Here is a 677-nt window from a genome sequence, read left to right on the forward strand (position 1 = left end):
GACAGGCGATCGAAGGTGAGCACGCCATCGGGCTTGGGGTAGTCGATCTTCTCGCACTCGGCGGCGAGCTTGAGCGTGGTGTGGTCGGCCGTGTTGCGCAGCGTCCACGGCGCCTTGCCGCGGAACAGGATCTGGTCGATACCAAACAGCAGCGAGCCCATGTACAAGCCTTTCTTCATGTAAGGCTTGAAGTTGCGCGCCTTGTGCAGCTCGGTAAACAACCAGGAGTCGCGGAAGGCGGCCGGGTAGGCGGTGAGCGCGTCGCGCTCGCGGCCCTGGCCGAGCGCGTCGAAAGCGGCTTCGGCGGCGAGCATGCCGGACTTGATCGCGGCGTGGCTGCCCTTGATGCGGGCGGCGTTGAGAAAGCCGGCGTCGTCACCGATCAGGCCGCCACCCGGGAAGATCAGCCGCGGCAGGCTCTGCAGGCCACCGGCAGTGAGTGCGCGTGCGCCATAGGCCAGGCGCTTGCCACCGTCGAGATATTGACGGATTTCGGGGTGAGTCTTGTAGCGCTGCATCTCCTCGAAGGGCGAAAGAAAGGGGTTGCTGTAGGCCAGGCCCACCACATAGCCCACCGCAACCAGGTTGTCCTCGAGGTGGTACACAAAGCCGCCGCCATAGGTGGCGTTGTCCATCGGCCAGCCGGCGGTGTGCACCACCAGGCCGGGACGATGATT

At 65.1% G+C, this 677-nt stretch carries 1 protein-coding gene; it reads right to left on the reverse strand.

All coding sequences use genetic code 11. The annotated features are described in order from the left end of the window. Nucleotides 1-677, reverse strand: a 677-nt coding sequence (locus M622_RS39215; protein WP_021251216.1) for an NAD(P)/FAD-dependent oxidoreductase, incomplete at both ends; no start/stop codon positions are given.

It is taken from the genome of Thauera terpenica 58Eu, assembly GCF_000443165.1.
Taxonomy (GTDB): Bacteria; Pseudomonadota; Gammaproteobacteria; order Burkholderiales; family Rhodocyclaceae; genus Thauera; species Thauera terpenica.